Source organism: Lentzea kentuckyensis (genome assembly GCF_002150765.1).
Taxonomy (GTDB): domain Bacteria; phylum Actinomycetota; class Actinomycetes; order Mycobacteriales; family Pseudonocardiaceae; genus Lentzea; species Lentzea kentuckyensis.
The window spans coordinates 96907-123305 of sequence record NZ_MUYM01000063.1; the positions used below are offsets into that span (position 1 = coordinate 96907).

The 26399-nt window shown below is 69.1% G+C and carries 27 protein-coding genes; 19 read left to right on the top strand and 8 right to left on the bottom strand.

All coding sequences use genetic code 11. The annotated features are described in order from the left end of the window. Entirely contained in the window at nucleotides 1–912 is a 912-nt protein-coding gene (locus B0F77_RS28295) for a Gfo/Idh/MocA family protein (protein WP_086666039.1), read from the top strand. Here the strand turns inward: B0F77_RS28295 and B0F77_RS28300 are convergent. Both B0F77_RS28300 and B0F77_RS28305 read right to left on the bottom strand, forming a co-directional pair. After that, nucleotides 909–1757 carry an alpha/beta fold hydrolase gene (locus B0F77_RS28300; protein WP_245848751.1) on the bottom strand — a complete coding sequence of 283 codons (849 nt, stop codon included), beginning with the start codon at nucleotides 1755–1757 and terminating at the stop codon, nucleotides 909–911. The two genes, B0F77_RS28295 and B0F77_RS28300, sit on opposite strands and share 4 nt — an antisense overlap. 82 nt (nucleotides 1758–1839) lie before the next feature. Then, nucleotides 1840–2682 carry an alpha/beta fold hydrolase gene (locus B0F77_RS28305; protein ID WP_086666040.1) on the bottom strand — a complete coding sequence of 281 codons (843 nt, stop codon included), beginning with the start codon at nucleotides 2680–2682 and terminating at the stop codon, nucleotides 1840–1842. A 108-nt stretch (nucleotides 2683–2790) separates the two neighbouring features. On the opposite strand from B0F77_RS28305, the gene B0F77_RS28310 reads away from it, so the two are divergent. Continuing rightward, nucleotides 2791–3510: an SDR family NAD(P)-dependent oxidoreductase gene (locus B0F77_RS28310; RefSeq protein WP_086666041.1), complete on the top strand. Its 720-nt coding sequence runs from the start codon at nucleotides 2791–2793 to the stop codon at nucleotides 3508–3510. On the opposite strand, the gene B0F77_RS28315 is transcribed toward B0F77_RS28310, so the two are convergent. After that, the gene (locus B0F77_RS28315) at nucleotides 3473–4099 is read right to left on the bottom strand and encodes a DedA family protein (protein WP_086666042.1); all 627 of its coding nucleotides are present in this window, start codon (nucleotides 4097–4099) and stop codon (nucleotides 3473–3475) included. The two genes, B0F77_RS28310 and B0F77_RS28315, sit on opposite strands and share 38 nt — an antisense overlap. Nucleotides 4100–4160: 61 nt before the next feature. Here B0F77_RS28315 and B0F77_RS28320 point away from each other — a divergent pair, with 61 nt between their 5' ends. The 8 genes from B0F77_RS28320 (at nucleotide 4161) to B0F77_RS28355 (ending at nucleotide 10874) form a co-directional block, all read left to right on the top strand. Further along, complete coding sequence (locus tag B0F77_RS28320) at nucleotides 4161–6257, top strand: XRE family transcriptional regulator (RefSeq protein ID WP_086666043.1); 2097 nt, start codon at nucleotides 4161–4163, stop codon at nucleotides 6255–6257. A gap of 100 nt (nucleotides 6258–6357) precedes the next feature. Further along, nucleotides 6358–7455, top strand: a complete 1098-nt coding sequence (locus tag B0F77_RS28325) for a hypothetical protein (protein WP_086666044.1) — start codon at nucleotides 6358–6360, stop codon at nucleotides 7453–7455. Beyond that, entirely contained in the window at nucleotides 7452–7754 is a 303-nt protein-coding gene (locus tag B0F77_RS28330; RefSeq protein WP_086666045.1) for a hypothetical protein, read from the top strand. The genes B0F77_RS28325 and B0F77_RS28330 overlap by 4 nt, the downstream gene beginning before the upstream one ends. After that, a complete protein-coding gene (locus tag B0F77_RS28335) occupies nucleotides 7751–8368 on the top strand; it encodes an ESX secretion-associated protein EspG (protein ID WP_086666046.1) in 618 nt (205 codons plus the stop codon). The genes B0F77_RS28330 and B0F77_RS28335 overlap by 4 nt, the downstream gene beginning before the upstream one ends. 13 nt (nucleotides 8369–8381) lie before the next feature. Beyond that, complete coding sequence (locus tag B0F77_RS28340) at nucleotides 8382–8726, top strand: YbaB/EbfC family nucleoid-associated protein (protein WP_086666047.1); 345 nt, start codon at nucleotides 8382–8384, stop codon at nucleotides 8724–8726. Then, entirely contained in the window at nucleotides 8723–9022 is a 300-nt protein-coding gene (locus B0F77_RS28345; RefSeq protein WP_086666048.1) for a type VII secretion target, read from the top strand. Before B0F77_RS28340 ends, B0F77_RS28345 begins: the two co-directional genes overlap by 4 nt. Then, nucleotides 9019–9819: a hypothetical protein gene (locus tag B0F77_RS28350; RefSeq protein ID WP_086666049.1), complete on the top strand. Its 801-nt coding sequence runs from the start codon at nucleotides 9019–9021 to the stop codon at nucleotides 9817–9819. The genes B0F77_RS28345 and B0F77_RS28350 overlap by 4 nt, the downstream gene beginning before the upstream one ends. Next, on the top strand, nucleotides 9816–10874 hold the full coding sequence (locus B0F77_RS28355; RefSeq protein WP_086666050.1) for a serine hydrolase domain-containing protein: 1059 nt from the start codon (nucleotides 9816–9818) through the stop codon (nucleotides 10872–10874). Before B0F77_RS28350 ends, B0F77_RS28355 begins: the two co-directional genes overlap by 4 nt. 192 nt (nucleotides 10875–11066) lie before the next feature. Here B0F77_RS28355 and sucD read toward each other — a convergent pair whose 3' ends face one another. Together sucD and sucC are read right to left on the bottom strand one after the other, a co-directional pair. Then, nucleotides 11067–11945, bottom strand: coding sequence for a succinate--CoA ligase subunit alpha (gene sucD, locus B0F77_RS28360; protein WP_086666051.1), 879 nt, complete (start codon nucleotides 11943–11945; stop codon nucleotides 11067–11069). Next, nucleotides 11945–13051 (bottom strand): ADP-forming succinate--CoA ligase subunit beta, encoded by a 1107-nt coding sequence (sucC, locus tag B0F77_RS28365; RefSeq protein WP_086666052.1) that lies wholly within the window; start codon nucleotides 13049–13051, stop codon nucleotides 11945–11947. Before sucC ends, sucD begins: the two co-directional genes overlap by 1 nt. Before the next feature lie 126 nt (nucleotides 13052–13177). Between sucC and B0F77_RS28370 the strand changes: the two genes are divergently transcribed. From B0F77_RS28370 to B0F77_RS28395, 6 genes are all read left to right on the top strand, one after another. After that, nucleotides 13178–14875 (top strand): thiamine pyrophosphate-binding protein, encoded by a 1698-nt coding sequence (locus B0F77_RS28370; RefSeq protein ID WP_086666053.1) that lies wholly within the window; start codon nucleotides 13178–13180, stop codon nucleotides 14873–14875. A 10-nt stretch (nucleotides 14876–14885) separates the two neighbouring features. Continuing rightward, complete coding sequence (gene frc, locus B0F77_RS28375; RefSeq protein WP_086666054.1) at nucleotides 14886–16115, top strand: formyl-CoA transferase; 1230 nt, start codon at nucleotides 14886–14888, stop codon at nucleotides 16113–16115. Between the two features lie 22 nt (nucleotides 16116–16137). Continuing rightward, nucleotides 16138–18288 carry an acetate--CoA ligase family protein gene (locus B0F77_RS28380; protein WP_086666055.1) on the top strand — a complete coding sequence of 717 codons (2151 nt, stop codon included), beginning with the start codon at nucleotides 16138–16140 and terminating at the stop codon, nucleotides 18286–18288. A gap of 205 nt (nucleotides 18289–18493) precedes the next feature. After that, the gene (locus B0F77_RS28385) at nucleotides 18494–19900 is read left to right on the top strand and encodes an Nramp family divalent metal transporter (protein WP_143466941.1); all 1407 of its coding nucleotides are present in this window, start codon (nucleotides 18494–18496) and stop codon (nucleotides 19898–19900) included. Beyond that, nucleotides 19900–20343, top strand: coding sequence for a hypothetical protein (locus B0F77_RS28390; RefSeq protein ID WP_086666057.1), 444 nt, complete (start codon nucleotides 19900–19902; stop codon nucleotides 20341–20343). Before B0F77_RS28385 ends, B0F77_RS28390 begins: the two co-directional genes overlap by 1 nt. 30 nt (nucleotides 20344–20373) lie before the next feature. After that, nucleotides 20374–21327, top strand: a complete 954-nt coding sequence (locus B0F77_RS28395; protein WP_211294070.1) for a TerC family protein — start codon at nucleotides 20374–20376, stop codon at nucleotides 21325–21327. Here B0F77_RS28395 and B0F77_RS28400 read toward each other — a convergent pair. Next, nucleotides 21318–21518, bottom strand: coding sequence for a hypothetical protein (locus B0F77_RS28400; RefSeq protein WP_086666059.1), 201 nt, complete (start codon nucleotides 21516–21518; stop codon nucleotides 21318–21320). The two genes, B0F77_RS28395 and B0F77_RS28400, sit on opposite strands and share 10 nt — an antisense overlap. A gap of 255 nt (nucleotides 21519–21773) precedes the next feature. Beyond that, the gene (locus B0F77_RS28405) at nucleotides 21774–22487 is read right to left on the bottom strand and encodes a GntR family transcriptional regulator (RefSeq protein WP_086666060.1); all 714 of its coding nucleotides are present in this window, start codon (nucleotides 22485–22487) and stop codon (nucleotides 21774–21776) included. Between the two features lie 112 nt (nucleotides 22488–22599). On the opposite strand from B0F77_RS28405, the gene B0F77_RS28410 reads away from it, so the two are divergent. From B0F77_RS28410 to B0F77_RS28420, 3 genes are read left to right on the top strand one after another with little or no spacing between them, the layout of a single operon-like run. After that, nucleotides 22600–23577, top strand: coding sequence for a 2-dehydropantoate 2-reductase (locus tag B0F77_RS28410; RefSeq protein ID WP_086666061.1), 978 nt, complete (start codon nucleotides 22600–22602; stop codon nucleotides 23575–23577). Nucleotide 23578: 1 nt separating this feature from the next. Continuing rightward, on the top strand, nucleotides 23579–24496 hold the full coding sequence (locus tag B0F77_RS28415; protein ID WP_086666062.1) for a LysR family transcriptional regulator: 918 nt from the start codon (nucleotides 23579–23581) through the stop codon (nucleotides 24494–24496). Nucleotides 24497–24552: 56 nt separating this feature from the next. After that, a complete protein-coding gene (locus B0F77_RS28420; protein WP_086666083.1) occupies nucleotides 24553–25710 on the top strand; it encodes an NAD-dependent formate dehydrogenase in 1158 nt (385 codons plus the stop codon). Here the strand turns inward: B0F77_RS28420 and B0F77_RS28425 are convergent. Beyond that, nucleotides 25707–26330: a hypothetical protein gene (locus tag B0F77_RS28425; protein ID WP_086666063.1), complete on the bottom strand. Its 624-nt coding sequence runs from the start codon at nucleotides 26328–26330 to the stop codon at nucleotides 25707–25709. The two genes, B0F77_RS28420 and B0F77_RS28425, sit on opposite strands and share 4 nt — an antisense overlap. Nucleotides 26331–26399 lie beyond the last annotated feature (69 nt).

Consider the following 26399-nt stretch of genomic DNA (forward strand, 5'->3'; position numbering starts at 1 on the left):
ATGATCGCTGATCCGATTCGTCTCGCCGTCGTCGGCCTGGGCGCCATGGGCACCCGGATGCTGACGGCGGCGCGGGCACATCCCGGCTACACCGTGGTCGCGGGCGTCGACGTCGTACCCAGCACGCTCGACGTCCCTGTCGTCACCTCGCTCGACGACGTGCTGTCCGATGTGGACGCGGTGTACATCGCGACCCCGCCCGCGTCCCACGCCGCGCTCGTGACCAAGGCGTTCGCGGCGGGCAAGGCGGTGTTCTGCGAGAAGCCGCTCGCGGTCGACCTCGCCGAGGCCCGCGCTATGGCGGCCGCGGCCAGGGGACGGCCGAACGCGGTGAACTTCGCGTTGTCCGACATGGTGGCGACGATCGAGATCGAACGGCGGCTGCAGGAGCTGGGCGCGCTGCGGGGCGTGGAGATCAGGCTGCAGTTTCCGCGCTGGCCGCGGGCGTTCCAGGCGGACGCCGACTGGCTCGCGCGGTCCGCACAGGGCGGGTTCGTCCGCGAGGTGTTGTCGCACTTCATCTATCTGACGGACCGGCTGCTCGGGCCGCTCACCGTCGAGTCGGTGTCGTCGGACTTCCCCGAGCCCGGTGCCGCCGAGGTGGCCGCGCGTGGTGTGTTGCGGGGAAGCGGCGTGCCGGTGCACGTGTCGGCGTTCTCCGGGCTGGCCGGGCCCGAGATCTACGAGTGGACGATGTGGGGCACCGAACGTTCGCTGCGGCTGGAACAGTGGGCTGATCTGTCCACTTCGGATGGTGGCGCGTGGGAGCCGGTGCCGTTGCGGCAGACGGGTTCCGAATCCTCGCGCCTCACCCTGTTCGCACAGGCCGTGCGCGGTGAACACCCGCGCGACCTGGCTGACTTCGAGAGCGGGCTGCGGGTGGCCGAGGTGATCGAGGCGTTCCTGCGTTAGTGCGCGCCGACGTGGTCGAGGATCGCGTCCGCCAGCACGGCGTGCATCGCGGCCGGGAGGCAGTGCCCCATGCCGTCGAGCTCCAGCAACCGCGCGTCCGGCAGCAGACCGGCCAGGTGACGACCGAAACCGAGCGGGTAGAACGGATCCTCGCTGCCCTGGAGCACGAGGGTCGGCGTCTCGGCCTTGCGCAGGTCGTCCGCGCCGCGCGGCAGTGGCGTGGCGCCGAGCCGCACGTGGCCGGTGGCCGGGAGGAACGTGCCCGCGTGCGCGATGACGCGTTCCTCCAGCCGCCGGTACTCCGCCGCGTCGAACGGCAGCTTGTCGCCGTGCAGCTCCCGCCAGAGCGCCACGCGGCGTTCCACTTCGGACTCCACGTCGGCGCCCGGCTCGGCGAGCGCGATCATCCTGCTGATGCGCTCGCCGTTGTCCGGCTGCGTCTCGTCCGTCGTCCCCATGTCGAGGGCGCCGGTGAGCGCGAGCGTGAGGGAGCGAAGGCGTTCGGGGTGGTCCACGGCCAGCAGCTGGCCGATGAGACCGCCCATCGACAGCCCGACGACGTGGGCCTTGTCCACGCCGTGAACGTCCAGGACCGCGAGCGCGTCCCGCGTGAGATCAGCGAAGTCGTAGGTGGCGTCCGGCACCGTCGTCGACTTGCCGGTGTCGCGGTGGTCGTACCGGATCACCCGGTACCCGCCGCTGACCAGCAGTTCGACGAACTCGGCCGGCCACCCCATCGCGGACGCGTTGGCGCCCATGATCAGGAAGATCGGCACGGCCGCCGGATCGCCGAGGTCCTCGCTCCACAACCGGACCGGTCCCGCTTCGACGACACGCTCTGCCACCACGCCCCCTGAGCTTGATCAACTCCACCCCACGCTACCCGAGCGGGGAAATGTTTTTGACCGTGCTCGGCACGCGTCGTCTTCAGCCGAGCACTTCGCGGAGCTTCACGCCGAACTCCTCGGGCTTGCCCGCGTAGCCGAACTCGCCGCCCATGAACCCGCCGTGGTGGCTCGGGAACACGGCGGCCTCCTGGCCGAGCAGCTTCGCGGTGTGCACGGCGGTCCGCGCGGTGAACGCGTTGCCCGTCTCCTCGCCGACCGCGATCACGATCCGGGTCGGCGCGGCCGCGAGGGCGTCGACCTTCACCTGGTAGTCGGTGATCGACAGGGAGTCGCGGGACAGCAACGGGTTGTCCCGGGTGCCGTCGTCCTCGGCGGGCATGCCGAACTGCGCCGGGTCGGCCGGCGGGAGGGCGAAGTACTCGTCGGTGTACTCGCCCTGCCACGACGACATGACGATGAACTGCGCCATGCCCGCACCGTGCCCGTTGGCCAGGTACGCGTCGATGAACCCGTCGCGCGCGCGGCGGGCGGCATCTGCGTCGGGCAGCACGTCGATGATCGGCGGTTCGTGCGCGACGAGCGTGACCACGTCGTCCGGGTAGGTGGCCACGAGTTCCAAAGCGGTGACGGCGCCGCCGCTGGACGCGAACAGGTCGACCGGGCCGCCGACGGCCTCGATCACCGCGTGCACGTCCGCCGCCTGGATCTCGGGCCGGTTCTCCGTGCTGCCGTCCGAACGCGTGCTCCTGCCGAGCCCGCGCGGGTCGTAGGTGATCACTGTTCGATCGGGAAACTGTTCCTTCAGCGCCGCGAAGCCGCTGGCGTCCATCGGCTGGCCGATCATCATCAACGGACGGCCGCCCTCGCCGTGCACGTCGTAGGTGATGGCCGCTTTGTCGGTTTCGAGGACGTGAGTTGCCACGGGTTCTCCCCAGTGTCGGTTGGCCTGAGCAGCCTAGTCACACACGTGAACCCCGATGGGCTAACAGGCCGATCGACCTGCATGTATTCGGCTGTTATCAAAGATCGCATGACACGAACAGCAGTGGTGACCGGCGGCGGCACGGGCATCGGCAAGGCGGTCGCGGCCCGGCTCGTGGAGCAGGGTCTGGACGTGGTGATCACGGGCCGGCGGGAGGACGTCCTGAAGGCGGCGGCCGAGGAGGTCGGCGCACGGGCGGTCGTCTTCGACGCCTCCGACCCGGACGCGGTGGAGGCGGCCCTGCCGGACCTGCCGTCCTCGGTGGACGTGCTCGTCAACAACGCCGGCGGCAACATGACCCGGCGCCTGCCCGCGCCCGAGAACCTGACCGACGTGCGGAACCTGTGGCTCGCGAACTACGAGTCCAACGTGATCAGCGCCGTGTTGGTGACGACCGCGCTGGAGCCTCGTCTGGCCGACAACGCCAGGGTGGTGACGATCGGGTCGATCGCGGGACGGCGGGGTTCGGGTGCCTACGGCGCGGCCAAGGCGGCCGTCGAGGCGTGGACCGCCGACCTCGCGTTCGCGGTGGGAGGGCGCGGGATCACGATCAACGTGGTGTCGCCCGGCGTCACCGAGGACACCGAGTTCTTCGGCGGGACGTTGAGCGAGGAAAGGCGGAAGAAGCTCGTCGGCAACCCGGCGAACGGCCGTGCGGGCACCCCGGCGGACGTCGCCGCGGCGATCACCTTCCTGACCTCGCCGGAGGCCGGGCACATCACCGCGCAGGTCATCGGGGTGAACGGCGGAGCCGGGCTCGGACGCTGAACCCGATCACCGCGAGCAGGACGACCAGCAGCGCGATCCAGGAGAACTCGGCGAGGTAGTGCTCGGCCGCCTCTCCTACGAAGTACACCGCCGCTGTCGTGCCGCCGGCCCACGCGATGCCGCCAGCAGCGTTGGCCAGCAGGAACTTCCCGTAGTGCATGCCCATCGTGGCGGCCAGCGGACCGGAGAGGATCCGCAGCAACGCCACGAACCGGCCGAAGAAGACCGCCCAGGCGCCGTACCGTTCGAACAGCGCCTGGGCGCGGCCGACCTTGTCCTCGCTGAAGTGACTGGGGAACTTCTCGCCCGCCCACCCGAACACGCGCGGCCCGAACCGCTTGCCCAGCGCGTACCCGACGCTGTCGCCGATGATCGCGCCCGCCGAGGCGGAGACGCCGACGATCACCGGCGAGATGCCGTCGTGGTGCGAGGCCATGAGCGCGGCCGTGACGAGCACGATCTCGCCCGGCAGCGGGATCCCGACGCTCTCGATGCCGACCACCAGGCCCACCACGACGTAGACCAGCAGTGGCGGAACGGTGTGGAGCCACGCGGATAGCACGTCCGCGATCTTCCTCCAGCTGGGCATGATCTGCCACGAGACGCAGCGGTCTCGGTACCCTGCTGATCATCCGGACGAGGGGGCGGTTGTGGCGAGCCAGTTCGGCTTACTGCTGCGTCAATGGCGGCAGCGGGCGGGATTGAGCCAGGAAGCGCTCGCTCAGCGCGCTGCCGTGGGCATTCGCACGGTGCGTGGCCTGGAGACCGGCGAACGGACCGATCCGCGGATGGGGACCGTGCGGTCGCTGGCCGACGCGCTGGAGCTCACCGGGGCCGAGCGGGCCGAGTTGTTCGCCGCGGCCGGGCGGGACGAGCCTGTCGTGATCGAGCCTCCCGCGCGGTTCGACCCGCTGGCCGAGGCCGTGGAGACGCTGAAGGTCGCGGTCGAGGCGCGGTGGCGGCGCGAGGAGGAACAGGGCCAGATCCACGACCCGGTGCCGCTGCCGGTGCGGTGGGACGCGGCGCCCGAGACGTTGCGGGACAGCTGGCTCAACATCGGCGGGGAGGCCGCGCTCGACGGCCGGCTGGACCAGGTCGTCGAGGTGTACCGGAAGGTCGCGTCGCGGCGGCTCGTCGTGCTCGGCAGGGCCGGGTCCGGCAAGACGGTGCTGACCACGCGGTTCGTGCTCGACCTGCTGGGCGCCCGGGACGTGCGGGATCCGGTCCCGGTGATCTTCAGCCTCGGGTCGTGGCACCCGGAACAGGTGGGGTTGCGCGACTGGATGGCCGAGCAGCTCACCCGTGATCACCCGTTCCTCGGGGCGCCGGGACCGAGCGGCGGCACGCTGGCGGCGGCTCTGGTGGATGCCCAAAGGGTGTTGCCGGTGCTGGACGGGTTCGACGAGATCGCGGCGGGGTTGCACCGGCGGGCTTTGAACGCGTTGAACACCACCACTCTGCCGTTGCTGCTCACTAGCCGTGTGGACGAATACCGCGACGCGGTCGAGGGCACCGACGTTCTGACGTCGGCCGCAGCAGTAGTGCTGGCTGACCTGACGTGCGACGACCTCGTGGACTACCTGCCGCGCACCACGCGTAAGGACGTGTGGACGCCGGTGCTCGACGAGGTGCGCGGCGGCGGGACGCTCGCGAAGGTGCTGACGACGCCGTTGATGGTGGCGCTCGCACGGCGGATCTACAGCGACACACCGGACCACGATCCCGCCGAGCTGCTGCGGTTCCACGACGCCGAGGAGGTTGAACGGCATCTGCTCGGCAGCTTCGTGCCCGCGGTCTACGGCGCCGAGGCCGGGCGGGTGCGGCCGTGGCTCGGTCATCTCGCCCGGCACCTGAACCGGCTCGGGACGCACGACATCGCGTGGTGGCGGTTCGGCACCTCGTCGCGGGTGACCGGGGCGGCGGTCGGGACGTCGGTCGGGGTGGTGGACCTGGTGCTGGAGACCGTGCTGGTCGGCGAGCTGAGCGTGCGAGGACTGCTGTTCGCGGCGATGATCGGGCTGGCGACCGGCGTGGTCTTCGGGCTGGCGCACTGGTACGTCGTCCGGACGGCGCCGCTCGAACCCGTGCGGACCCGGTTGCGGCTGCGCGGCCGCCTCGGGAGCCGGGTGTGGCTGCGGGGCCTGCTCGGGCTGGGGTTCGGCGGTGCGGTCGGCGCGGCGTACGGGGTGGTGCGGGCGGCGGCGTTCTGGCTGGTCACGCCGTTGTACTCGATGACTACCGGGGTGCTGGTCGACGTCGGCGTGTTCGCCCTGGTGTTCGGGCTGGGCGCCGGTGTGGTGTTCGGGTTGGTCGCCGCGCTGGAGACGCCCCTGGACGTGCGCTCGGCGGGCAGCGCCGACGACCTGATCGAGGCCAACCGGCGCCACGTGGTCAGGCTGGTGGCGGCGATGGTCCCCGTGTTCGCGGTGTTCGTCGCGGGAGCCACGGGCGTCGTCGCGAGTGGGCTGACCGCGCTGCGGTTCGAGGTCGTGTGGTCGCCGACGACCGCCCTGGCGCTCGGTCTCGTCGGCGGCGTCGGCGGCGGACTGGCCTATGTGCTGAGCCTGACCGCGTGGGGCCAGTGGGTGGTGTTCGCGCGCGTCTGGTTGCCGCTGACCGGACGGCTCCCGTGGCGGTTGCCGGCCTTCCTCGACGACGCGTACCGGCGCGGCGTGCTGCGGCGGGCGGGTGCGGTCTACCAGTTCCGGCACGCGCGCCTGCAGGATCATTTCGCGCGTTTGCGCTGATGGGAGGGACCGGCCACAAGTGGCCGGTCGTCTGGCCTGTTCCTTCGTCCGGCCCGGCTGTGATCGTTTGCCTCGCCGGACTAGGGGAGGGAACGCCAGCGTGTCAGGCGAGATCAACTGGGAGGCGTACAGCCACGAGCAGCTGCACCAGATGCTGTGGCAGGACGCCGATGTGGGGGACGTCAGCACGGTCGCCGACGAGTGGACGCGCCACCGCGAGGCACTGGATACACATGCCGCGGTGCTGCGCGAACAACGGACCGCGATGCTCGACGGGTGGCACGGTGCCGCGGCGGAGGAGGCGGCGGCCCGACTCACGGCGCTGGCCGAGCGGATCGAGAAGATCAGCGAGCTGGCGGCGGCGGGACAGCGGGCCGCGCAGGACTCCGCCGACGCGTTGGCCGCCGCGCGGGCCGCGATGCCGCCGCCACCGAACGCGACGACGATGCCGGCGTTCGCCGGGCTGCCGACGGGGCCGTCGCCGGTAGGGGCACCGGCGTCGTTCGAGACGCTGACTGCACCGGCCTCGTTCGGGGCACCGACCGCGCCGGCGTCGTTCGCGCTGCCGAGCGCACCGTCACCGTTCGCGCTGACCAGCGCGCCGTTCGCGCTGCCGAGCGCACCCGCCCCGATGGCCTTGCCCAGCGCTCCGACCATGCCGGCGGGCACGTCGGGCTTCTACTTCTACTTCGGCGCCGCGTCGGCCGACCAGCAGAAGGCCCAGGCCGTCCGCACGATGCAGACCTACGAGTCCAGCCTCAACGGCAGCGGCCGCCTGATCGACGACGCCCGCGGCAACATCCCGCAGGCCGCCCCGACGCCCCGCGCCGCCGCCGTCACACCCGTGAACACGCCCAGCTCAGGTGGCGTGCCGTGGCAACGGCTCGTAGGAGGCGGTGGGGCCGCAACGACGCGAGGCCCCGTCATCGGCGCCGTGAACCCGGTGAGCCAGCAGCCCCAACTCAGCCCAGGCATGCGCTCGGGCGTGATGTTCGGTCAGGCCGTAGGCCCAACGATCACCGGCACGCCTGTAGCGGACGCACGGGCTGCGGCCCAAAACGGTGCGATGGCCTCGCCGCCGGGTGGCGCGCGCAAGGACGACGACCAGGAACACGAGAACCAGATGCCGACGCTCGACCACGGGCTGTTCGTGGTGAACGAGCGGGTGTCGCCGGCTGTGATCGGGGAGGAGCAGTGACCAGCTTCGAGGTCGCGCCGGAGGCGTTGCGGGACCGGGTCAGGACGCTGACCCGGCTGGCCGAGCTGACCGGTCGTCTGGTCGCCACCGCGAGCAGGCTGGCCGAGCGGCAGCCGTTGCTCGGGACCGCCCCGCCCGCCCAGGACCTGTCGCAGCGGCTCAAGGCCGCCGGGTCGGGGCTCGCGGGTGAGGTGAGCGCCGCCGAACGGGAGGTGCGGGAGTTCCAGGAGATGCTCGCGCAGATCAGGACCAACTACACCGAGACAGACGCCGAGCAGGCGCGCAAGGCGGGGCGATGATCGCCTTCGACCTGGTGGAGATGGACCTGCTCGCGACGCACGCCGGGGTGCGCTGGCCGTTCCCGCTGCGGGTGCCGTCGTTCGGCAGGGTCGCGGACGAACGCGCGACCCTGCTTGCCGAGGCGGGCCAAGGGCTGCAGGCGCGGGGACTGGCCGAAGCGCACGGGCCGACGGGCATGGCCGCCGCGCTCGTCACGGCGCTGTGCGAGCACACGGCCGTGGTCGACCTCGTGGTGCCGGGGACGGGTGCCGTCGCGATGGTTTACGGCGACGACGCGGTGGTGTGCACGCAGTCGGAGAGCACGGTCCGCGTGACGCACGTCGAGGCGGAGACGCTGGGCGACGAGCTCGTGGCGTTGGTTCCCGAACTGCGGCCCGCGCAGCTCATGCCGATCACCCTGCCGCCCGGCGGGAAGGTGGACCTCGAGGTCACCGGGCAGGGGCAGGCCGGCGTGATCCGCGGCGGGCAGCGGCGGGAAGTGTCCTGGTTGGACAGTGTGGACGGCCGGGTCAGGGTCGATGTGGGCGTGGACGGCTGGGTCAGCGTGAATCCCATGCGGCACAACGACCTCATCCGTGCGATTGGTGAGCTCGCCGCGGTCGCGCGAGCCTAGAAGAGGGGGAGAAGTGGATCCAGCACAGTGGCTGGCGGACTACCAGGAACGTCTGGAACGGGTGGCGTACAGCGCGCGGAGCGCCAGTGCGAGCCTGGCCGAGGTCGGGGCGAGCGCTACCTCGCCGCGCGGAGAGGTCACCGTGACGGTGAACGCGGGCGGGGTGCTCGGCGACGTCGCGCTGACGCCCGCGGCGCGCAAGCTCGACGTCGACACGCTCGCGATGCTGATCGTCAGCACCGCACGGGAGGCGCAACGGCTGGCGAGCGCCCGGATGGCCGAGGTGATGGCCAGCTACCTCGGCGAGAGCGACGCGCTGCACCAGATCACGTCGCACCTGCCGGAGGCCGTGCGATGAGCTTCACCGTCGACCACGAACAGCTGCGCGGTCACGCCGCGACGCTCGCCGGGTACGCCGACCGGCTGTCCGCCACGGGAACGGCGCTGCCCGACCAGGTCGGCCAGCAGACGCTCGGCTCGTTCGCCCAGTTCCTCACCTCCGGCCTCAGCGGCGCGATGGGGGAGACGCTCGGAGCGTTCGCCCACGTCGCGTCCACAATGGACAAAGTGAGCGAGGGCATGCGGAAGACCGCAGACACCTACCAGCGCACCGACGACGACAGCGCCGCCAACCTCACCGGGATCGCCCGATGACCACCACCACGACGGAAGCGGGCACGATCGCCGCGCTGCTCAACGAACTCCGCACCACCACCAACGCCATCGCGGGCGACGAATGGCTGTCGTCCGGCCTCGCCACCACGCCGAAGGCCGACCTCGGCGAACTCGGCTCGAACGGCAAACCGTTGCAGGCCCTGGACAGCGCGGGCGTCGGGTTCCTCACCCCGATGGTCTCGTTCCTGGAAGAGCCGCTGAACCAGCTGAAGGGCGACCCGGACGGCGTCGAGCGGGGCGCGGGCGAGTTCGAGAAGGCAGGCAAGTCCGCCACGTCACTCGCCCAGGACTACCAGAGCAAGGCCGGCGGCGAGACCAGCGGCTGGAGCGGCCAGAGCGCCACCGACTACGCCAAGACCGGCAAGGAACTCGTCGACGGCGTGCTGTCCGTCGCCGAGACCGCGCTGACCAACGCCAGCGCGCTGATCAAGGCGGGACAGGTGGTCGCGCAGGTCGTCGCCGAGGTCACCCGGCTGATCACCGAGGCGATCGGCAAGATCGTGCCGATCATGACCGAGGCCATCGCGGCGGCACCGGCGACGTTCGGGCAGAGCATCGCCGTCGCGATCCCGCAGTGCGTGCAGATCGCCGTCGACTGCGGGGTGCAGATCGCGGCGAAGCTCGGCGAACTGCTGGCCAGCGGCGAGAACCTGATCAAACTGGTCGAGGGCGCGCAGGCGGTGCTGAAGATCGTGAAGCAGGCGCTGTCGGTCATCGGCGACCAGGCCCAAAGCGGTTCGGCGAAGCTCCCGACGGCCAAGGAGGCCACCGCGTGAAACGCATCGCAGCACTCGTCTGCGGGTTCCTGCTCATCGGCGTCGCACCGGCGAAGGCCGACGACGGCGTGCAGACCGTGCTCAACCAGTACGCGGCGGTGGCCGGACCGGGCGCCGCCGTGCAGTACCGCGCGGGCACGCTCTCCGCCGGCACCGCGAAGATCCACGAACAGCGTGCGCTCACCAGCGGCGACCACTTCCGGATCGGCAGCCAGACCAAGACGTTCACCGCCGCGGTGATCCTCCAGCTCGTCGACGAACACCGCGTCGAGCTGGACGCGCCGATCTCCCGCTACCTGCCCGGCGTGGTCACCGGCAACTACAACGGCGACGTGATCACCGTCCGCCAGCTGCTGCAGCACACCAGCGGCATGGTCAACTACGTCCGCGACGCCCAGGCGAACCCGGACGGCACGTACACCCTCGCCGAACTGGTCCGCTCGGCCATGGACGAGCCGGCCCAGTCCGCTCCTGGCGCCGCGCAGAACTACTCCAACGTCGGCTTCCTGGTGCTGGGCCTGCTGATCGAACGTCTCACCGGCAAACCGGCCGGCACCGCGATCACCGAACGGATCATCAACCCGCTCGGTCTCACGCACACGGCGTTCCCCGCCCCCGGAAACCGGGCGCTGCCCACGCCGTTCCTGCCAGGTTACCTCGGCGGCCGCCTCGGCCCGATCTTCTTCTGGACCGAGGCGACCACCGCGATCGAACTGTCGTTCTGGAGCACCGCCGGCTCGATGTCGTCCACTTTGGACGATCTGCAGCGGTTCTACCGGGCACTGATCAACGGCCAGGTCGTCTCACCCGCGGCGCTCGCCGAGATGAAGCAGACCTGGGGCCAGAACGGCACGTACGGGCTCGCCCTGGTCAAGCTTCCGCTGACCTGCGGCGGGGTGGCGTGGGGCCACAACGGCGCCCTGCCCACCGGCCACCACTCGTTCACGCTGGTCACCGAGGACGGCCGGTACGCCTCGGTGGTGACGAACACGAACGGGATGAACTCGACCCCGTCCTCGTTCGACGTGGCGAACAAGGCCCTCTGTACGAGCTAGTGGACAGTGGCGCCGTTCACTCACACAAACCCCACCGGCCCCATTTTCTGCCACGCGGGGACCCTACGTTCCCTCTGACAGTACGAAAGGTCCCCGCGTGCTCGCTGGCAGGAGGGGGAGGGTTGCTGAGGGTGATGGGTGCGGCGTTGCTTCACTCGAACGAGTCGACGTCGGTACGCGGCCTGGTGGGTGCTAGCTGGTCAGGATCGCCCTGGCCAGGGCGGCGGTTTCGGACGGCGTCCTGCCCACCTTGATGCCCACCGCCTCCATGGCCTGCTTCTTGGCCTCCGCCGTGCCCGAGGACCCCGAGACGATGGCGCCCGCGTGCCCCATCGTCCGGCCCTCGGGCGCGGTGAAGCCGGCGACGTAGCCGACGACGGGCTTGGACACGTTGTCCCGCACGAACTCCGCCGCCCGTTCCTCCGCGTCGCCGCCGATCTCGCCGATCATCACGATCAGCTCGGTCTCCGGGTCGGCCTCGAACGCCGCGATGGCGTCGATGTGCGTGGTGCCGACGATCGGGTCGCCGCCGATGCCGACGCACGTGGTGAAGCCGAAGTCCTTGAGCTCGTGCATCAGCTGGTAGGTCAGCGTGCCGGACTTCGACACCAGCCCGATGGAGCCGGGCTTGGTGATGTCGGCCGGGATGATGCCCGCGTTCGCCTTGCCGGGACTGATGATGCCGGGGCAGTTCGGCCCGATGATCCGGGTCGCCGAACCGGCCGCGTGCGCCCAGAACCGGGCCGTGTCGTGGACCGGGACGCCCTCGGTGATCACCACGGCCAGGCCGATCCCGGCGTCGACCGCCTCGATCACCGCGTCGCCGGTGAAGGCAGGCGGCACGAAGAGCACCGACACGTTGGCGCCGGTCTTCTCCATCGCCTCGGCGACCGTGCCGAACACCGGCAGCGTCACGTCGTCGAAGCCCACGGACGTGCCGGCCTTGCGCGCGTTCACGCCGCCGACGACCCGCGTGCCGGCCGCGAGCATGCGCCGGGTGTGCTTGGCACCCTCGGATCCGGTCATGCCCTGCACGATCACGCGGCTGTGCTCGTCGAGGAAGATCGCCATCAGGACTCCTCACCGGCGCCGGCGAGCGCGGCGGCACGGCCCGCCGCGTCGTCCATCGTGTGCGCCACGGTGATCAGCGGGTGTCGTGCGGCGTCGAGGATGCGGTGGCCCGCCTCGGCGTTGTTGCCGTCCAGCCGCACGACCAGCGGCTTGTCGGCGCGGTCGCCCAGCAGACCGAGTGCCTGCACGATTCCGTCCGCCACCGCGTCGCACGCGGTGATGCCGCCGAAGACGTTCACGAACACGCTGCGCACCGACGGGTCGGACAGGATGACGTCGAGCCCGTCGGCCATCACCTGGGCCGAGGCGCCGCCGCCGATGTCGAGGAAGTTCGCGGGCGCGGCACCGGCCAGCGCCACGACGTCCAATGTGGACATGACGAGACCCGCGCCGTTGCCGATGACACCGACCGTGCCGTCGAGCTTGACGTAGTTCAGGCCCTTCTCGGCGGCCCGCACCTCCAGCGGGTCACCCTCCGCTCCTGAATCGGTGCGGGAGTGACGGAACGACGCGTTGTCGTCCAGCGTCACCTTGCCGTCCAGGGCGAGGACCTTGCCGGACTTGGTGAGCGCCAGCGGGTTCACCTCCACCAAAGTCGCGTCCTCGGAAACGAAGACCTTCCACAAAGCGGAAGCGATCTCGTTCACCTGCGCGGCGATTTCCGGTGAAAACACGGCCGATGCGTCGAAGGACGAAGCTGGCATTCGTGTGATCGAGTCCGCCATCTCCTCGATCTCCATGCCACCGGTCGCCGACGCCATCGCGATGAACGTCCTGTTGGCACGATCCAGCAGGAACGAGAGGTAGTACTCCTCGGCGATCTCGCTCGCCTCGGTCACCAGCACCTTGTGCACGGTGTGGCCCTTGATGTCCATGCCCAGGATGGCCGAGGCCGCGATGAAAGCTTCGTCAGGCGTCGAAGCGAGCTTGATGCCGCCCGCCTTGCCGCGCCCGCCGGTCTTCACCTGAGCCTTGACGACCACGGTGTCGCCCAGCTGTACGGCTGCCTCGCGCGCGGATTCAGGAGTGTCCGCCACGAAACCGCGCGGAACGGGCACTCCATGGCGCTCGAAGAGGTTCCGCGCCTCATGTTCGAAAAGATCCACCGTCTGCGTCCTCTCGCCGAAAACTTGCGGCCATCTCTGGACATCCGGTTGGTAGCGGAGTAACGATATGCCTACCTCATACGGTATGCAATCTACAGTCGAAGCGCCAAGGGGAGCTGATCGCCGATGACGAGTTCCGCGGAGGCAGTGCCGGAATCTGGGTCGATTTCTGGTGGCCATCTAGTAGCCAAGGCGCTCAAGGCCGAGGGCGTCGACACCATCTTCACGCTGTGCGGCGGGCACATCATCGACATCTACGACGGCTGCGTGGACGAGGGCATCGCCGTCGTCGACGTACGACACGAACAGGTCGCGGCCCACGCGGCCGACGGCTACGCCCGCATCACCGGCAAGCCCGGTTGCGCCGTCGTCACGGCGGGGCCCGGCACCACCGACGCCGTCACGGGCGTCGCCAACGCGTTCCGCGCGGAGAGCCCGATGCTGCTGATCGGCGGCCAGGGTGCGTTGAGCCAGCACAAGATGGGCTCACTGCAGGATCTTCCGCACGTCGACATGATGACGCCGATCACCAAGTTCGCCGCGAACGTCCCGCACACCGCCCGCATCGCGGACATGGTGTCGATGGCGTTCCGCGAGGCCAACGCCGGCGCGCCCGGCCCCTCGTTCCTGGAGATCCCGCGCGACGTCCTGGACGCCAGGGTGCCGCTGAGCACGGCCCGCATCCCGCAGGCCGGGCACTACCGCGCTTCCACCCGCAGCGTCGGCGACCCGGCGGACATCGAGAAGCTCGCGGACCTGTTGGTGCACGCCAAGAAGCCGGCGATCCTGCTGGGCAGCCAGGTGTGGACGACGCGCGCCACGGACTCCGCGATCGAACTCGTCCGCACCCTCAACGTCCCCGCCTACATGAACGGCGCGGGTCGCGGCACCCTGCCGCCCGGCGACCCGCACCACTTCCAGCTGTCGCGCCGGTACGCCTTCGACAACGCCGACGTGATCGTCATCGTCGGCACCCCGTTCGACTTCCGGATGGGCTACGGCCGCAGGCTTTCGCAGAACGCGACGGTGGTCCAGATCGACCTGGACTACCGCACGGTCGGCAAGAACCGCGACGTCGACCTCGGCATCGTCGGCGACGCGAACCTGGTGCTGTCCAGCGTCACGCAGGCCGCGTCCGGCCGCGAGGACAACGGCGCGATGGGCCGCAAGGTGTGGCTGGAGGAGCTGCAGGCGGTCGAGGAGAAGGCCAGGCAGAAGCGGCTGGAGCACCTGCGCTCCGAGGACATGCCGATCCACCCGTACCGGCTGGTGAGCGAGATCAACGACTTCCTCACCGAGGACTCCATCTACATCGGTGACGGCGGCGACGTCGTCACGTTCTCCGGTCAGGTCGTGCAGCCCAAGTCGCCCGGCCACTGGATGGATCCCGGTCCACTCGGGACGCTCGGTGTCGGCATCCCGTTCGTGCTCGCCGCGAAGCTCGCGCGGCCGGACAAGGAGGTCGTCGCGCTCTTCGGCGACGGCGCGTTCAGCCTCACCGGCTGGGACTTCGAGACGCTCGTCCGCTACAACCTGCCGTTCGTCGGCATCGTCGGCAACAACTCGTCGATGAACCAGATCCGCTACGGCCAGGCCGCCAAGTACGGCCTCGAACGCGAGCGCGTCGGCAACACGCTCGGGGACGTGAAGTACGACCAGTTCGCCAAGATGCTCGGCGGCTACGGCGAGGAAGTCCGCGATCCCAAGGACATCGGCCCTGCTCTGCAGCGCGCCCGCGAGTCGGGCAAGCCCTCGTTGATCAACGTGTGGATCGACCCCGACGTGTACGCGCCCGGAACCATGAACCAGACGATGTACAAGTAGGTGAGCTGAGATGGCCAAGGCCCTGGAGGGCGTCAAAGTCCTCGACATGACGCACGTGCAGTCCGGACCGTCGTCGACCCAGCTGCTCGCCTGGCTGGGTGCGGACGTCATCAAACTGGAAACGCCGGGACGCGGTGACATCACGCGTGGTCAGCTGCGTGATCTGCCCGAAGTGGACAGTCTCTACTTCACGATGCTCAACTGCAACAAGCGAAGCATCACGCTGAACATGAAGGCCCCGGAAGGCAAAGAGGTCTTCGAGAAGCTCATCGGTGACGTCGACGTCCTCGTCGAGAACTTCGGCCCCGGCGTCGTCGAACGGTTCGGCTACCCGTGGGAGAAGCTGCAGGCTCTCAACGAGAAGCTGATCTACGCGTCGATCAAGGGCTTCGGGCCCGGCCGCTACGCCGACTTCAAGGCGTACGAGGTGATCGCGCAGGCCATGGGCGGCTCGATGAGCACCACCGGGTTCGAGGAGGGACCGCCGCTCGCCACCGGCGCGCAGATCGGCGACTCCGGTACCGGAATCCACCTGGTGGCCGCGATCCTGGCCGCGCTGTACCAGCGGACCAACACCGGCCGCGGGCAGCGCGTCCAGGTCGCGATGCAGGACGCCGTGCTCAACCTGTGCCGGGTGAAGCTGCGCGACCAGCAGCGGCTCGCCCACGGGCCGCTGGGGGAGTACCCGAACGAGCAGTTCGGGGACGAGGTGCCCCGCTCCGGCAACGCATCCGGTGGTGGCCAGCCCGGCTGGGCGGTGCGCTGTGCCCCCGGCGGCCCCAACGACTACATCTACGTGATCATCCAGCCGGTCGGGTGGAAGCCGCTGACCGAGCTGATCGGCAGGCCCGAGCTCGCCGAGGACCCGGCCTGGGCCACGCCCGAGGTCCGGTTGTCCAAGCTGGACAAGGCGTTCGCGCTGATCGAGGAGTGGACGGAGAAGCACACCAAGTGGGAGGTGATGGACAAGCTCAACGCCCACAACATCCCGTGCGGACCCATTCTGTCCACAAAGGAGATCATCGAGGACGCGACGCTGGCCGAACTGGGCACCGTCGTCGAGGTCGAGCATCCCGAGCGCGGCACGTTCAAGACGGTCGGCAACCCGCTCAAGCTCTCCGACTCGGTCGTCGAGATGAGGCGCCCGCCGCTGCTCGGTGAGCACAACGACGAAGTGCTCGGGGCGTTGGGCTACAGCACCGAACGACTGGCCGAACTGCGCACCGCCGGCGTCATCTGAACCCTTAGGGAGACGAAATCTCATGCCGGACAACGACTACGACCGCGCCGCGGTCGAGAACGTACTCGCGAAGGTGCGGGCGGAGGGACGGTCGTCGCTCACCGCACCGGAGGGCAAGCGGGTCTGCGACGCCTACGGGATCGCGACCCCGGCCGAGGCGCTGGCGAAGTCGTCGGAGGGCGCCGTCGCGTTCGCCGAGGAGATCGGCTACCCGGTCGTGCTCAAGATCGTCTCACCGGACATCCTGCACAAGACCGAGGCCGGCGGCGTCCTGGTGGGCCTGCGCAACGCCAGTGAGGTGGCCGACGGCTACCGCACGATCATCCACAACGCCAAGAACTACCTGGCCGACGCCGAGATCACCGGCGTCCAGGTCCAGCAGCAGCTGCCGACCGGCAAGGACGTCCACGAGGTGATCGTGGGCGCCACCACCGACGAGACGTTCGGCAAGATCGTCGCGTTCGGTCTCGGCGGTGTGCTGGTCGAGGTGCTCAAGGACGTCACGTTCCGGCTGGCGCCCACGAGCGCCTCCGAGGCGCTGTCCATGGTCAACGGCATCGCCGCCGCGGAGATCCTGCACGGAGTGCGTGGCGCGCAAGGCGTCGACACGCACAAGCTCGCCGACCTGATCCACCGCGTCTCGGCCCTGGTCACCGACTTCCCGCAGCTCGCGGAGGTCGACCTCAACCCGGTGCTCGCCACTCCCGGTGGCGCCACCGCGGTCGACGTCCGGATCCTCGTGGACGAGAACGCCGCGATCCAGCCGCACCGGTTCACCCAGGACGAGATCCTCGCCTCGATGAACCGGATCATGAAGCCGGCCGCAGTCGCCGTGATCGGTGCCTCGAACGAAGAGGGCAAGATCGGCAACTCGGTGATGAAGAACCTCGTCAACGGCGGGTTCCGGGGCGACATCTACCCGATCAACCCCAAGGCCGACGAGATCCTGGACAGGAAAGCGTTCGCGAGCATCGCCGACGTGCCGGGAGACGTCGACGTCGCGGTGTTCGCGATCCCGGCCAAGTTCGTGCCGGCCGCGCTGGAGGAAGTCGGCAGGAAGGGCGTCGCCGGCGCGATCATGATCCCGTCCGGGTTCGGCGAGACGGGCAACGTCGAGCTGCAGAACGAGATCGTGGAGATCGCGCGCAAGCACGGCGTGCGCATCCTCGGTCCGAACATCTACGGCTACTACTACACGCCGGAGAACCTCTCGGCGACGTTCTGCACGCCGTACGACGTCAAGGGCGGAGTCGCGCTGTCGTCGCAGAGTGGCGGAATCGGTATGGCAATCCTCGGATTCAGCCGTTCCGCGGGCATGGGCGTCTCCGCGATCGTCGGTGTGGGCAACAAGGCCGACATCGACGAGGACGACCTGCTGACGTTCTTCGAGCAGGACCCGAACACCCAGCTCGTCGCGATGCACCTGGAAGACCTGAAGGACGGTCGTTCCTTCGCGGAAACGGCGAAACGGGTCTCGGAAAAGAAACCGGTCGTCGTGCTGAAGGCCGGCCGCACCGACCAGGGAGCCAAGGCCGCCAGCTCGCACACCGGCGCGCTGGCGGGCAACGACCGGGTCTACGACGACATCCTCAGGCAGAGCGGCGTGATCCGCGCACCCGGCCTGAACGACCTGCTCGAGTACGCGCGCGGCATTCCGCTGCTGGCCACGCCGAAGGGCGAGAACGTCGTCATCATCACCGGCGCGGGCGGCTCGGGCGTGCTGCTCTCGGACGCCTGTGTGGACAACGGGTTGTCGCTCATGACCATTCCGGACGATCTGGACGCGGCGTTCCGGAAGTTCATCCCGCCGTTCGGCGCGGCGGGCAACCCGGTCGACATCACCGGCGGGGAACCGCCCTCGACGTACCGGAACACGATCGCGCTCGGACTCGCGGACGACCGCATCCACTCGCTGATCCTGGGCTACTGGCACACCATCGTCACGCCACCGATGGTGTTCGCGAAGCTCGTGGTCGACGTCGTGGAGGAGTACCGGGCGAACGGCATCCACAAGCCCGTCGTCGCCTCGCTCGCCGGCGACGTCCAGGTCGAGGAGGCCAGCGAGTACCTGTACCGGAACGGGGTGGTTGCGTATCCGTACACAACGGAGAAACCTGTCGCGGTACTGGGCGCCAAATACCGGTGGGCACGTGCCGCTGGTCTGCTTGGGTAGCAGCAGGGTTCTTGTGTAGCAAGGGAGAGATGGCCCGTCCGCGACCGTGACACGCCCACGGTCGCGAACCCGCCAGGGAGGTCAGTCGAAAGAGCCGGTCCTCTGGAGGTTGTTAACCGTGGATGATCCAAATCTGGTCGCCCGAACAGAAGTCAGCCCGCCCCCTGAGAAGGAGCGCGTCTGGCCCGCGGGCCGACTGGAAGCGATGCCCATCAGGAAACTGCCAGACGCACCACCGTCGATCCACCTGCTCGGTCCCACGGTGTTCCTGGTGGCGCTCGGCGTGGGCATGGGCGAGTCCTACATGTGGCCGCGCCTGGTGCTGGTCTTCGGACCGGACATCAGGTGGCTCTTCCTGGTCGGCGTGACGTTGCAGGCCGTCGTCATGCTGGAAATGGCCAGGTACGCGATGGCGACGGGCGAGAGCATCTTCTTCGGCGCCGCACGCGTGTTCAAACCGATCATGTGGTTCTTCTTCGTGGTGGCGATACTCGTCTACATCTGGCCAGGTCATCTCTCCGCAGGGGCGGCGGCTCTGGAAAAGATCACCGGCATACCGTGGACGGTGTCGGCCTGTGTCGGCCTGATCCTGGTCGGGATCCTGTTCAGCCTGGCCAAGGTCATCTACAACCTGCTCGAGAACCTGCTGTCCATCCTCATCGGACTGCTCGTCGTCAGCACGGCCGTGGTGGCGGCGATGGTCGGCACCTGGGGCGACCTGACCAGCACGATCAGCGGCATGTTCCAGTTCGGGTACTTCCCGGCGCAGGCCATGTCGCCGGAGTGGTTCCCGATCATCGTCGGCTCGATCGCGTTCGCCGGCCCGTCCGGCATGCAGCAGATGTGGTACACGCTGCACCTGCGCGACAGCGGCGCCGGCATGGGCGCGCACATCCCGAAGCTGCGCGGGTTGCGGCACGCGGGCGAGGAAGAGCAGATGCCGTCCCGCGGCTTCATGTTCGACACCGAGGACAAGTCGGAGCTGGCCAAGTGGAAGGGCTGGCGGCGCTGGGTGACGTTCGACGCCCTGCTGTTGTTCTGGGGCATCACGATGCTCGTCACGGTTTCTTTCACGGTCCTCGCCCAGTCGGCTTCGCGGACCTCGCCGGACGTCAAGGCGCTCATCGAGTCCGGTGAACGCGAGGCTGCGCTCAACGCCATGTCGGACGCCTTCGCGTCAGCGGGCGGACCGGTGCTCGGCGCGGTGTTCCTCGGGTTCATCGCGTTGATCGGCCTGAACGCCACGCTCGGCCTGTTCGACTCGTTCTCGCGCGGCCAGGCGGACATGACGTACCACTTCGTCAAGGGCGCGAAGAGGTTCCGCATGTCGCACCTCTACGCGGGATTCCTCTGGGGTGTCATCACGTTCGGCATCCTGATCCTGCTGTTCGGACCGGCCGACGGACCGGGAGCGATCCTCGACGTGCTCGCGTTCCTGTCGACGTTCGCCATGGGCGCCTACTGCGTGGTGCTCCTGCTGGTGAACAACCGGATGCTGCCCAAACCCATCCGGCCCAAGCTGATCACGAACCTCATCATCGGCTTCGGCGCCTTGTTCTACCTGGGCATGCTGTTCTTCAGCCTGATCAAGTTCGGGGTCGTGGTGGGCTGATGAAGCGGATCCGCGAAGGCTTTCTGAAAGAAGCGGTGCCCGGCGCGTTCGTCGGGCTCGCGGCGGGGCTCATCGCGGGAGGGCTGGCCGCGCTCGTCGGCCAGCCGCTCGGGTGGGCTCTCGTGACGATGGTGGCGCTCGGCCTGCCGCTGGGCGCGTTCGGTGGTGGATTCGGCCTGCTGGTGGCGGCGGGCCGACTCCCGGCGGGGCGGTTCGCTCCGGTAGCTCTCTACTGGCTGGTCGCGTTCCCCGCGGCCCGGCTGGTGCACGAGGTCACCGTGAGCCTGGTGCTCACCGGTCAGGTTCGCCTGCCAGCGGACCTGGCCGGTTTCCTCGCCTACCAGGGGATCGTGAGTTTCGGCTGGGCCATCGGCTTCCTGTGGCTGCACGAACGGATCGCGGCGCGGCTGCGACAGCGTTCGGACGCCACCGCCTCCCGCTGACCTTCCCTTCCGCCGAAGGAGCCAAGGATGTTGGATCTGCCCGTCTGGGTGTGGATCGCGACCATGGGCGGACTCGCCCTGGTGATCGCGTTCGACTTCTACCTGGTGGTGCGCAAGCCCCACGAGCCGTCGTTCCGCGAGTCGGTCTGCTGGGTCGTCTTCTACGTGGGCCTGGCCGTCCTCTTCGGACTCGGCGTGACGCTGTTCGCCGGTGGGCAGCACGGCGGCGAGTTCTTCGCCGGCTGGATCACCGAGTACTCCCTCAGCGTCGACAACCTGTTCGTGTTCGTGCTGATCATGGCCCGGTTCGCGGTGCCGCGGGAGCAGCGGCAGAAGGTGCTGATCGTCGGCATCCTGCTGGCGTTGCTGCTGCGGGCGATCTTCATCGCCGTCGGTGCCGAGGCGATCTCCCGGTTCGACTGGCTCTTCTACGTGTTCGGTGCGTTCCTCATCTACACCGCGTGGAAGCTGGTGGCGCACAACGAGAGTGAGGAAGCCGAGTTCTCCGAGAACGCGGCCCTGCGCGCGGTGCGGAAGGTCTTTCCGCGCGCGAGTCCGTTGCTGATCGTCATGGTCGCGGTCGGCACCACGGATCTGCTGTTCGCGGTGGACTCCATCCCCGCGATCTTCGGACTCACCAAGGAGCCGTACCTGGTGCTGACCGCCAACGCGTTCGCGCTGATGGGCCTGCGCCAGCTCTTCTTCCTGGTGGGTGGTCTCCTGGATCGCCTGGTGCACCTCAGCAAGGGCCTTGCGGTGGTGCTCGCGTTCATCGGGGTCAAGCTGGTCCTGGAGGCGATGCACCACCACGGTGTTCCTTGGGCGCCGGAGATCCCGATCGTGGCGTCTCTCGGCGTGATCGTGCTGACGCTCGCGATCACCACGGTGTGGAGCCTGCACACCTCTCGCAGGGCGGCGCGCGCCGCCGTGGAGGAGGTCGAGGCCGAGAGCTCCCAGCAACGAGTCGAGGGTGCTCAGCCGTGAATCGTGTGGCCCTCGGCGTCCTTGCCTTCGGAGTCGGGACGCAGCGTCTTGGCCACGGCCGCGACGGCCTCGGCGTCCTTGCGCTGTTCGTTCAGCGCGGTGGACAGTCCGAGGCCGATCGCGCGGCCGTCGGCGGAGGCGCCCCCACGCGGCTGGGTGAGCGAACGCGCGAAGTTCTTCAAGCGGGACATGGTCTTCCTCCTGTCGATGGTGGCTCCCGAGGCGCGCACAAGCCCAACAGGCACTGTCGCACGGGAGGTGCAGGGTTGCGGCCGGGGTCTTCGCTCCTGGGTACCCACTCGGTGAGCTGCCCATTGGGGTCCTCGTTGATCCCGTCCCTGCCGACATTCAGCATACTGCGTTTTGTATGCAATCCACGACCATCGTGTCGCGGATCACCCGTGTGGCACCAAATGACCGATTTCGGGTGATCTGAGCGTAATGAGTTAGTCGCTCTCCGTGGTCTTGCGGTCGTGATAGGTGATCCGCGTCTGCTCCGCGTGGCGGTGCATGACTTCGCCTGCCAGCTCTACGTCACCATCGGCGATGGCGGCGACCAGCTCGGCGTGCTCCTTCCAGGAGTCGCCGCTGCGCGGGCGGGCGATCGGGGTGTAGTACCACCGCACCCGGCGGTCGACCAGCCCGATCATCTCGGACAGGACCTTGTTGCGGCCGATCGCCGCGATGGCGGCGTGCAGGTCGGCGTTCGCCTTGACCAGGCGTTCGACGTTGGCGGTGACCAGTGCCTCCTCGCCGGCGTGCTGCAGCTTCCGCAGGATCTTCACGTCGGACGGCGTGGCGTGTTCGGCCGCGAGCTTGGCGGAGTAGGTCTCCAGCACGCTGCGCACGGCGAGCAGCTGGTCGGCCTCCTCCTCGGTCGGGGTGTGCACGAAGGCGCCCTGGGCGGGCCGCAGGTCGACCCATCCGTCGGTCTGGAGTCGCTGCAGCGCCTCGCGGACCGGCTGCCTGCTCACGCCCAGGTACTCGGCGAGCTCGGCCTCGACCAGGTGCTGGCCGGGCGCGAGGGTGCGGTTGACGATGAGCTCGAGCAGGGCGTCGTAGACGGCCTGTCGCAGCGGTGCCGGCCGTTCGACCCGGCGGCTCGCCGCGGCGCTGAGTGAACCGCGGGCGGCCCGGCGGCCACTGGGCAAAGAGGTCATGCGGCACAGAATACAGCTTTTGGTATGCAAAAAGCACTTCTACCACTCTGGTCGTATTGTCCGTATACTGTATGCAATCTTGCGTACCTGATCAAGCAGGGCGGGACGTGCTATGAAGATCGCTGTTCTCGGAGCCGGAGCGATCGGTGCCTACGTCGGTGCGGCCTTGCATCGTGCGGGCGTGGAAGTCCACCTGATCGCGCGTGGACCCCACCTCGCCGCCATGCGGGAGCACGGCGTGCGGGTGCTGAGTCCGCGTGGTGATTTCACCGCGCGTCCACATGCGACTTCGGATCCCGCCGAAGTGGGCGAGGTCGACTACGTTTTCCTCGGTCTGAAGGCGTACTCGTACGCGTCGTCAGGCGATCTGCTGGCACCGCTGATGGGACCGGACACCGCCGTGATCGCGGCGCAGAACGGGATCCCGTGGTGGTACTTCCACGGCATGACCGGACATCCCCTGGAGGGACACCGGATCGAGGCCGTGGACCCCGGTGGCTCGGTCACCGCCGTGCTGCCGATGGAACGGGCGATCGGCTGTGTCGTCTACTGCTCGACCGAGATCGAGGCCCCCGGGGTGATCCGTCACCTGGAGGGCACCCGGTTCTCGATCGGCGAGCCTGATCGCAGCATCTCGGCGCGGTGTGTCGCGCTGAGCGAGGCGATGATCGCGGGCGGGCTGAAGTGCCCGGTGGAGAAGGACGTCCGCGAGGACATCTGGATCAAGCTGATGGGCAACGTGGCGTTCAACCCGCTGAGCGCCCTGACCCGCGCGACCATGGTGCAGATCTGCGACCACGACGACAGCCGCGACCTCGTGGCCCAGATGATGGCCGAGACCCTGACCATCGCGCGGGCCGCGGGCTGCGATCCGCGGATCTCGATCGACAAGCGCATCGACGGCGCCCGGCGGGTCGGGCACCACAAGACGTCGATGCTGCAGGACCTGGAGGCCGGCAAGCGGCTGGAGATCGACGCGATCATCGCCGCCGTGGTGGAGATCGCCGAGCTCACCCGCGTGCCGGCACCGACGCTGCGGCACGTCTACGCGGCGATCGACCTGCTGTCTCGCACGTCGCTGGTGTCCTGAGTTGCTGCTGCGACAGCTGGAATACCTGGTCGCCCTGGCCCGTGAACGCCACTTCGCGCGCGCCGCGGAGGCCTGCCACGTGTCCCAGCCGTCGCTGTCGGCGGCGATCAGCAAACTCGAACGCGAGCTCGGGGTGCCGATCGTGTCCAGGGGCCGCCGGTTCGAGTCGCTGACGCCGGAGGGTGAACGGGTCCTGTTGTGGGCGCATCGCATGCTCGCGGACCGCGATGCCCTGCGGCAGGACCTGTCGCGCATGCGCGAATCCCTGTCGGGTGTGTTGCGGATCGGTGCGATACCGACGGCCCTGCCGGCGGCTCCGTTGCTGACCACGCCGTTCTGCGAGCGGTACCCGCACGTGCGGGTGACGCTGGAGTCGTTGCCGTCGCGGGAGATCGTGCGGCGGCTCGACGAGTTCGAGCTCGACATCGCGCTGACCTACGTCGACAGCTCGGTGCGCGCGAGGCCGTTGTACGAGGAACGGTACGTGCTCCTGACGCCCGCGGACGAGGAGATCGCCTCCCGTCCGGTGGCGCGGTGGGCCGACGTCGCCGCGCTGCCGTTGTGCTTGCTGACCTCGAAGATGCGCAACCGGCGGATTCTCGACGGGATCTTCGCGGACGCCGGTGTGCAGCCGGTGCCGGTGATCGAGGCCGACACCGTCGCGACGCTGTACGCGCATGTGGCCACCCGGAAGTGGTCTTCGGTCATCGCGCACGCGTGGTTGCAGATGTTCGGGACGCCCGAGGGAATGCGCGTCGTGCGGATCGAGGATCCCCAGCGCGTGCCGCAGATCGGGCTCGTCGTGGGAGACCAGGTTTCCCTGCTGGCGCGGGCGATGCTCGGGCTGACCCGCGGTCTTGACGTGCGCGGGGAGCTGGATCGCATGCTGCACAAGCATCTTGATAGACGCGAGCTATGACGGGATAGGAACTTTCGCTTGGACGTGCCACCGGTGGTGCTCCGATGCTGGAGGGCATGAAGATTCTCTGCGTTCTCTACGACGACCCGGTTACCGGCTACCCGAAGACGTACGCCAGGGACGACCTGCCGGCGCTGCCCGGCTACCCCGGTGGCCAGACCCTGCCCACTCCGTCCTCCGTGGACTTCACGCCCGGCCACCTGCTCGGCAGCGTGTCCGGTGAGCTGGGCCTGCGGTCGTTCCTGGAGGCGGCAGGTCACGAGCTGGTCGTCACCTCGGACAAGGACTCCGCCGACTCCGTCTTCGACCGCGAGCTGGCGGACGCGGACGTCGTGATCTCCCAGCCGTTCTGGCCCGCCTACCTGACCGCAGAACGCTTCGCCCGCGCTCCCCGTTTGAAGCTCGCGCCGACCGCGGGCATCGGCTCGGACCACGTCGACCTGGACGCGGCCATCGCGCACGGCGTCACAGTCGCCGAGGTGACCTACTGCAACAGCATCAGCGTCGCCGAGCACGTGGTGATGTCGATCCTGAACCTGGTCCGAAACTTCCTGCCGGCCCACCAGATCGTGCTGGACGGCGGCTGGAACATCGCCGACGCGGTGGCGCGCTCGTACGACGTCGAGGGCATGCACGTCGGCACCGTCGCGGCCGGCCGCATCGGACTGGCGGTGCTTCGCCGGCTCGCGCCGTTCGACATGCACCTGCACTACACCGACCGGCACCGGCTGCCCCTGGAGGTGGAGGAGGAGCTCGGGCTGACCTTCCACGCCTCGGCCGCGGACATGGTGCCGCACTGCGACGTCGTGACGATCAACGCGCCGCTGCACCGCGAGACCGAAGGCCTGTTCGACGACGAGCTGATCGGTTCCATGAAACGCGGTGCGTACCTCATCAACACCGCACGAGCGCGGATCGCCGACCGGGACGCCGTCGTGCGGGCGTTGCAGAGCGGTCGGCTGGCCGGGTACGCGGGTGACGTGTGGTTCCCGCAGCCCGCGCCGTCCGGCCACCCGTGGCGGACGATGCCGCACCACGGCATGACGCCGCACATCTCGGGCAGCTCGTTGTCCGCGCAGGCGCGCTATGCCGCTGGTACCAGGGAGATCCTGGAGTCGTTCTGCGCGGGAACGCCGATCCGGGACGAGTACCTGATCGTCGACGGCGGCAAGCTCGCGGGCACGGGCGCGCACTCGTACGCCGTGCGCGGCTAGCGCACCGCAGGCGGCTCGGCGAGGGGAACGCTGCCGACCACGGCACCGCGTTCGTCCAGCACGCGGATGCTCGGCACGTCCTGCGCGTCCACCGAGAGCACGATGCGGGGCCTGCCCTTCGAGTCGTTGAGCGCGAGCACCGCGCCGTCCGCGGTCGACCAGACCAGCTCGACCCTGGTGGGCATCGGCGGTGTCCGCCCGACAGGCAGGCGCGGGTCGGGCATCTGTTTGAAGAACAACGCGGTCGCGCCGTGCTCGCCCTGCCACTTGGCGCCCAGGGTGAGCGCCTGCGCGTTGACGTAGTCGAGGGAGAAGCTGGCCTCCGAGGCTCCCGCGACGACGCCACCGCGTTCGGAGCCGTTCTCGTCGTTGAAGATCAGGTAGGTGCCGTGCTCGGGCCCCTGGCGCTGCTCGGCCGGGATCACCGTGCCACCGATGATCACGGGCGGGCGTCGCGTGTCGGCCAGTACGCGCTGCCGCCCCCTGTTGTCGCGCACGGTGAACGACTGCCGGGCCTGCTCACCTCGTTGCTCGGTGGAGGCCGCGGTTGCGGGCGGGGTGACGACTGCGCCCGCGGCGACCGCGACCGCGGCTCCCCGCAGAGCGGCACGTCTGGACATCGGTGGTGTCATGCCTGCAGTGAACCGGGCCGGGTCCTGATGATCACTGGGGCAGGCCACCGTTGCCGC

Bases quoted from the DNA above. Each gene is read 5' to 3' on its own strand.
- B0F77_RS28295 (WP_086666039.1), top strand. From the start codon at position 1: ATGATCGCTGATCCGATTCGTCTCGCCGTCGTCGGCCTGGGCGCCATG.
- B0F77_RS28310 (WP_086666041.1), top strand. From the start codon at position 2,791: ATGACACGAACAGCAGTGGTGACCGGCGGCGGCACGGGCATCGGCAAG.
- B0F77_RS28315 (WP_086666042.1), bottom strand. From the start codon at position 4,099: ATGCCCAGCTGGAGGAAGATCGCGGACGTGCTATCCGCGTGGCTCCAC.
- B0F77_RS28335 (WP_086666046.1), top strand. From the start codon at position 7,751: ATGATCGCCTTCGACCTGGTGGAGATGGACCTGCTCGCGACGCACGCC.
- B0F77_RS28345 (WP_086666048.1), top strand. From the start codon at position 8,723: ATGAGCTTCACCGTCGACCACGAACAGCTGCGCGGTCACGCCGCGACG.
- B0F77_RS28350 (WP_086666049.1), top strand. From the start codon at position 9,019: ATGACCACCACCACGACGGAAGCGGGCACGATCGCCGCGCTGCTCAAC.
- sucD (WP_086666051.1), bottom strand. From the start codon at position 11,945: ATGGCGATCTTCCTCGACGAGCACAGCCGCGTGATCGTGCAGGGCATG.
- B0F77_RS28370 (WP_086666053.1), top strand. From the start codon at position 13,178: ATGACGAGTTCCGCGGAGGCAGTGCCGGAATCTGGGTCGATTTCTGGT.
- frc (WP_086666054.1), top strand. From the start codon at position 14,886: ATGGCCAAGGCCCTGGAGGGCGTCAAAGTCCTCGACATGACGCACGTG.
- B0F77_RS28380 (WP_086666055.1), top strand. From the start codon at position 16,138: ATGCCGGACAACGACTACGACCGCGCCGCGGTCGAGAACGTACTCGCG.
- B0F77_RS28385 (WP_143466941.1), top strand. From the start codon at position 18,494: ATGCCCATCAGGAAACTGCCAGACGCACCACCGTCGATCCACCTGCTC.
- B0F77_RS28390 (WP_086666057.1), top strand. From the start codon at position 19,900: ATGAAGCGGATCCGCGAAGGCTTTCTGAAAGAAGCGGTGCCCGGCGCG.
- B0F77_RS28400 (WP_086666059.1), bottom strand. From the start codon at position 21,518: ATGTCCCGCTTGAAGAACTTCGCGCGTTCGCTCACCCAGCCGCGTGGG.
- B0F77_RS28405 (WP_086666060.1), bottom strand. From the start codon at position 22,487: ATGACCTCTTTGCCCAGTGGCCGCCGGGCCGCCCGCGGTTCACTCAGC.
- B0F77_RS28410 (WP_086666061.1), top strand. From the start codon at position 22,600: ATGAAGATCGCTGTTCTCGGAGCCGGAGCGATCGGTGCCTACGTCGGT.
- B0F77_RS28420 (WP_086666083.1), top strand. From the start codon at position 24,553: ATGAAGATTCTCTGCGTTCTCTACGACGACCCGGTTACCGGCTACCCG.
- B0F77_RS28425 (WP_086666063.1), bottom strand. From the start codon at position 26,330: ATGTCCAGACGTGCCGCTCTGCGGGGAGCCGCGGTCGCGGTCGCCGCG.